This is a genomic window from Rhodococcus maanshanensis NBRC 100610, assembly GCF_001894865.1.
Classification (GTDB): Bacteria; Actinomycetota; Actinomycetes; order Mycobacteriales; family Mycobacteriaceae; genus Rhodococcus_G; species Rhodococcus_G maanshanensis.
Map to the genome: position 1 here is coordinate 1 of NZ_BCXA01000077.1, position 5639 is coordinate 5639.

Genomic DNA, 5639 nt, shown 5'->3' on the forward strand with positions numbered 1-5639 from the left:
AGGAACACGTAGACACCCTTCTGCGCGATCGCCGGGACGTTCAGGGTGGTGGTGGTCGCGACGTCGACCGCGCCCGGATCCGTGATGTTCAGGGTCTGAGCGGTGGAGGTGGAGCCGGCGAACCCGGGGGCACCGGAGAACACCGCGGTGATCGTCTTGTTGCCGGGCACCGTGAAGTTCTGCACCACGCTGGCCTTGCCGTCGGCGCCGACCGGGGCGGTCCCCAGCACGGTGATGCCGTTCTTGAACGTGAGCGTGCCCGCACCGGGGAACGGGGAGACCTGCGCCTCGATGATCACGTCGACGTTGATCGGGGACGAGCTCGGCATGATGAGGGTCGTCTGAGTCGTCTGATCGCCCGGGTCGACGGTGACGGACTGCACTGCGGAGACCGACTCTGTGGCGAACGGCGTCGCGAGGAACTTCGCGGTCAGATCGTGCGGACCTGCCTGGTTGGCGGCGGGCTTCCACTTGAACGAGGCCGCACCGGTCGCGTCTAGCGCCGCCGAGCCGATTTCGTTCGTGCCGGAGAAGTACTTCACGAGGTCGCCCGCGCGGCCGCCGAGCACCTTGGACTTCAGCGTCGACTCGACGCCCGCCTTGAGCGGGCCGACCGGCTCGAGCACGGTGGTGCTGACGTTCTTGGTCACCACGTACGCGGGACCGAGGTTGAGGTTCTCCCCCGAGGATGCGACGGCGCTGTACTTGATACCGGTGTTCAGCGCCACCTCCCTGGCGCAGTTGGCCCCGATCACGTACTGGAACTCGAAGGTCGGCGAGGTGGAGGCGTCCCAGCTGCCAGCGACCCGAAGCAGGCCCGCCCCGTTGCTCGCAAGGGCCACGGGGAGGCCGGCGACCTTCGCCGAGTCCTTTTTGTAGGTGATGCAGGTGGGGCGGTAGTCCTCGAACCAGTTGATCGTGTCGGTCCCGGCGATCGTGGTGGACACCGTGACCACCTCGCCCTCGGCCGGGGCGACGTTGCTGATCGTGCGGGTGAAGTTCTTACCCCCGTCCGCCCATGTGATCGTCGCGGGCGCGGCGCTCGCGCCTCCCGCCCCCATAGTCACCGCGAACCCCGCGGTGACCGCGAACGCGCCAGCCATCGCGATGGTGCGGCGCACAGACCTCCCCGACATGCATTTCCTCCCAAAGACGAGGGCGCCCACGCGTGTTGGGGTGGCCCTGTTGTGTCGTCACGGAATCCGACCCACCCGCAGCGGAGCCGTCGGCGTGCACAGAATCGAGCAGAAGTAGACCACGTCGGTCCCACGCCCGATGTCGTTTTGGCAGAAGAAAATGGACGGTTGTGTAAGTCACCGCAACCCGGTCGCGCACGGCGCCGAGCCGCCGCGAGCGAGTGCTCCAACGGAACGCATCTGCGCAGCTACGGCACGCGCGTCCCGCCCGTCACAGGCGTCACAGCCTGGTGGACATCTCGTCCTGGTAGTCCCGGATCGTCTTCTCGATGCTGTCGGCATCCTCCGGATCCCCATGGCGGCGGGCCTCGTCCGCGCGATCCCGCAACGTCCTGATCGCCTTGCGCAATTCGTTGTCGGTCATCCTGTGATCCATATCACCAGTGTGCTCGGGTTGGGCGCCCCGGGCCAGCAAAGTCGGAGAGCGAACCGCGGGGTCTTGACGGTGACTCGCAACGCGACCAGTGTTGGTGGCAGGCTTGCGCACCGGATTCGCGCGCACCAACTCGTCGCCACGCCGCATCAACCGCGGCATGCAGTGCCGCGGTCAACTCACATCGAGGTGAGGAAGCCGTGAAGAGCGCCTTGAACGCAGAACCAGGCGTCACCGAATCAGGCACCATTCCCGAGGTCGTCGCCGCGCTCCGCGCGACGTACGGCTCGGGCCGCACCAGGCCCGCGACGTGGCGCATCGAGCAACTTCGCGGCATCGAGCGACTACTGGACGAGCGTGAGGGCGAGATCGCCCGCGCCCTCGCCGAGGATCACGGGCGCGGCGCCTTCGAATCCTGGATGATCGACATGCTCGCCGCCAAGCTCGAGGCCACGTACGCACGCAAACGGGTGCGCCGGTGGATGCGCAGCCGGCCGCGACCGCTGCCACTGCACCAGATGCCTGCACTGGGATGGGTGCAGTACGAGCCGCTCGGGGTGGTGCTCGTCATCGGGGCCTGGAACGGTCCACTGACAGTCACCCTTGGACCTCTGGTCGCCGCCGTGTCGGCGGGGAACTGCGCCGTCGTGAAGCCATCCGAGCTGGCCCCCGCCTCGTCACGGCTGCTGGCCCGACTGCTCCCCGAGTACCTCGATGCCGAGGCTGTTGCCGTGGTCGAGGGGGATGGACACACAACCCAGACCTTGCTCGCCCAGGGGTTCGATCACGTGTTCTTCACCGGCGGCACCGAGATCGGCCGGAAGATCCTGGCCGGGGCCGCGCCGCACCTGACACCGGTGACCCTCGAACTCGGCGGCAAGAGCCCGGCGATCGTCATGCGGGACGCGGACCTCGGCGTCACCGCCCGTCGCATCGCGGGGACGAAGGTGGTCATCTCCGGCCAGGCCTGCGTCGCGGCGGACTACGTGCTGGTCGAGCGCGCCGTCCGGGACGAGCTCGTCGAGCGAATAGTTCACAGCCTCAACGAATTCCGGTCAGGGGAACCCGATCGCGGCCTGCGCATCGTCAACGAGCGCCAGTTCGACCGGTTGGCCGGCTACCTCGCGAGCACCGAGGCCACGGTCGCACTCGGAGGCGGTACCGATCGAGCCGAGCTGACCATCGAGCCCACCGTGCTGGTGGACCCGAGCCCCGAGGACCCGGTCATGCGGGAGGAGATCTTCGGACCGATCCTGCCGGTGCTCGCCGTCGACTCACTGGACGAGGCGATCGCCTTCGTCAACGCACGACCGAAGCCCCTGGCCACCTACGTTTTCACGAAGTCGGCGCGGACTCGCCGCCGGGTGCTGTCCGAGATCAGCTCTGGAGGGGCAGTTGTCAACCACCTGATGGTGCACTACATGGCGCCCCAGTTGCCGTTTGGCGGTGTCGGGGCCAGCGGCATGGGGCGATACAACGGCAAGTGGGGGTTCGAGGAACTGAGCCACCGAAAGGCCGTGCTGCTCAAGCCGTTCAAGCCCGATCCCCGGTTCGCCTATCCGCCCTACAGTGACCGGGCGATCACGCTGATCCGCAGGATGTACCGGGCCTGAGAAGCGCACCAACAATCTCGAGGAGGAGCACGATGAACCCGTCACCTCAGACCCTGTGCGAGGCCTTCCAGGCCACCGCCGCGCGTTACCCGGACGCCGTCGCGCTTCGGACGCCAGGCGACGGCGTCGTGATCACCTGGCGCCTCTACGCGAAACGGGTCCGCCGGATCGCCGCGGGGCTGGCGAAACTCGGTGTTCGTCACGGCGACACCGTCGGCATCATGCTGACCAACCGGCCCGAGTTCCACCTGGTCGACACCGCCGTGCTGCACGCGGGTGCGACCCCGTTCTCGGTGTACAACACGCTCGCCGCCGAGCAGCTGAACTACCTGCTGACCAACGCGGGCAACAAGGTCATGGTCTGCGAGGAGCAGTTCCTGCCGGTGATCGAGAAGGCCCGCGCGGGCACCGCGGTCGAGCACATCGTCTGCGTCGACGCGGCCCCCGCGGGGGCGACGAGCCTGCAGGACCTCGAGGCGAACGGCGACCCGGACTTCGACTTCGAGGCGTCGTGGCGCGCCGTCGAGCCCGACGATGTGCTCACCATCATCTACACCTCCGGCACCACCGGACCACCGAAGGGCGTGGAGCTGACCCACTCGAACATCCTCGCCGAATACGACGCGATGAGGGACATCGTGGACTGGGGACCGGAGGATCGATACGTTTCCTACCTGCCTGACGCGCACATCGCGAACCGGCTCTTCTACTACGGCAGCCTGACCAGCGGCCTCCAGCTCACCACCCTCGCGGACGCAAAGCAGGCGATCACGGCCTTGCCGGACGCTCGGCCCACGGTATTACTCGCGGTCCCGCAGGTCTGGTACAAGATCAAGGCGGCGATCGAGTTGGCGCTCACCGACGAGCCAAGCACGGCGAAGCGGCGTCTGGCGGACTGGGCCATCGGTCTCGGCCGCCGCAAGGTTCGGCTGGAGTCCGAACGGGCTCCGGTGCCGCAGACCCTGCGCATCCAACACGCCGTCGCCGACCGATTGGTGCTCGGAGCCGTCCGTAGGAAGCTCGGGCTGGACCGGGTGCGTGTCGCGATATCGGCGGCTGCCGCGTTGTCGCCGGACACGCTGGAGTTCGTGCTCGGGCTCGGCATTCCGTGTCTCGAGGCGTGGGGCCTGTCCGAGACCACCGGCGGAGTCACTGTCACCCGACCGGGCGACATCCGGATCGGCACCGTCGGACAGGCCCTCAAGGGCGCGACGCTCAAGCTCGCGGACGACGGCGAGCTGCTGGTCTCCGGACCAATGGTGATGAAGGACTACCGGGGCGACCCGGCCAAGACCTCCGACGCCATCGACCCCGACGGCTGGCTGCACACCGGCGACATCGCGACCATCGATGAGGGCGGCTATGTCCGGATCGTGGACCGGAAGAAGGAACTGATCGTCAACGCCGGCGGCAAGAACATGTCGCCGTCGAACATCGAGGGCACCATCCGTGCGGCCAGCTCACTGATCGGTGGCGCGGTGGTGATCGGAAACGACCGCCCCTACGTCGTCGCGCTGCTGACGCTGGACCCCGACGCGGCGGCCGCGTTCGCGACCCGCAACGGCATCCACAACGGCTCCCCCGGCGACCTGGCGGCGAACCCCCTGGTGCGGGCGGAGATCGACCGCGCCGTCGAGGCGGCCAACGAGAAGCTCTCCCGCGTCGAGCAGGTGAAGAAGTTCACCCTGCTGTCGGCGATCTGGGAGCCGGGCGGGGACGAGTTCACCCCGACGATGAAGCTGCGGCGCAAGCCCATCGACACCAAGTACGCCAGGGAGATCGAGGAGCTGTACGCGGGCTGACCCGACAGAAACGGGTGTGACCCCCGACGACGAATCGTCGGGGGCCACATCCGGGGAAACCAGGATCAGGATCCGAAGATCGATCCGAGGCTGCCTGCGCCACCGGGGGTGCCACCGCCGGTGCCCGTCACGACGACGGACTCCTGGTCGGCGGACGCGTTCACAGTGCCCGCACCGGAGTACTCGGCGGTGATGACGCGCTGACCCTCGTTCGCGGGCGTCCACGAGAGGCTGGCCTGGCCACCCGTGTTCACCTGCGCGGTGCCGATGACGATGTCACCGTCCTTGAAGGTGACCGTGCCACCCGCATCGCCGGGAGTGACCTGCGCCGAGATCGTCTGCGCCGCGCCGACCTTGGGCGCGCCACCCAGCGTGAGCACCGTGGTCGAGTTGGTGTTGCCCACAGGGGCCGCCGCCACCGTCACCGTCGCGTTGGCCGTCGACCCCGTCACGCCGGAGCGCCCGGAGAACGTCGCGGTGATCGAGTGGCTGCCCGCGGTGGACGGCACCCACGTGTAGATCGCCACGCCGTTGGCATCGACCGGCACGTCGGCCAGGGTCGCCGCGCCGTCCTTGAACGCCACGGTGCCGCCTGCGCCCGCGGGCGACACGGTCGCCCTCAGCACCGTGGACCGACCGACCTCAGCGCCGGAGA

At 68.2% G+C, this 5639-nt stretch carries 5 protein-coding genes; 2 read left to right on the plus strand and 3 right to left on the minus strand.

The window, feature by feature from the left end; translation table 11 throughout:
- Positions 1–1136, minus strand: a 1136-nt coding sequence (locus RM1_RS25645; RefSeq protein ID WP_143187348.1) for an Ig-like domain-containing protein, incomplete at its 3' end; no start/stop codon positions are given.
- A 280-nt stretch (positions 1137–1416) separates the two neighbouring features.
- Complete coding sequence (locus RM1_RS26520) at positions 1417–1560, minus strand: hypothetical protein (protein ID WP_169310522.1); 144 nt, start codon at positions 1558–1560, stop codon at positions 1417–1419.
- Positions 1561–1769: 209 nt separating this feature from the next.
- Between RM1_RS26520 and RM1_RS25650 the strand changes: the two genes are divergently transcribed.
- Together RM1_RS25650 and RM1_RS25655 are read left to right on the plus strand one after the other, a co-directional pair.
- Positions 1770–3182, plus strand: a complete 1413-nt coding sequence (locus tag RM1_RS25650) for an aldehyde dehydrogenase family protein (RefSeq protein ID WP_169922373.1) — start codon at positions 1770–1772, stop codon at positions 3180–3182.
- Positions 3183–3214: 32 nt separating this feature from the next.
- Positions 3215–4984, plus strand: a complete 1770-nt coding sequence (locus tag RM1_RS25655; RefSeq protein WP_072754420.1) for an AMP-dependent synthetase/ligase — start codon at positions 3215–3217, stop codon at positions 4982–4984.
- Positions 4985–5049: 65 nt separating this feature from the next.
- Here RM1_RS25655 and RM1_RS25660 read toward each other — a convergent pair.
- Positions 5050–5639, minus strand: a 590-nt coding sequence (locus RM1_RS25660; protein ID WP_143187349.1) for an Ig-like domain-containing protein, incomplete at its 5' end; no start/stop codon positions are given.

Excerpts from the sequence above, each read along its gene's own strand:
- RM1_RS26520 (WP_169310522.1), bottom strand. The coding sequence starts at position 1,560 with ATGACCGACAACGAATTGCGCAAGGCGATCAGGACGTTGCGGGATCGC.
- RM1_RS25655 (WP_072754420.1), top strand. The coding sequence starts at position 3,215 with ATGAACCCGTCACCTCAGACCCTGTGCGAGGCCTTCCAGGCCACCGCC.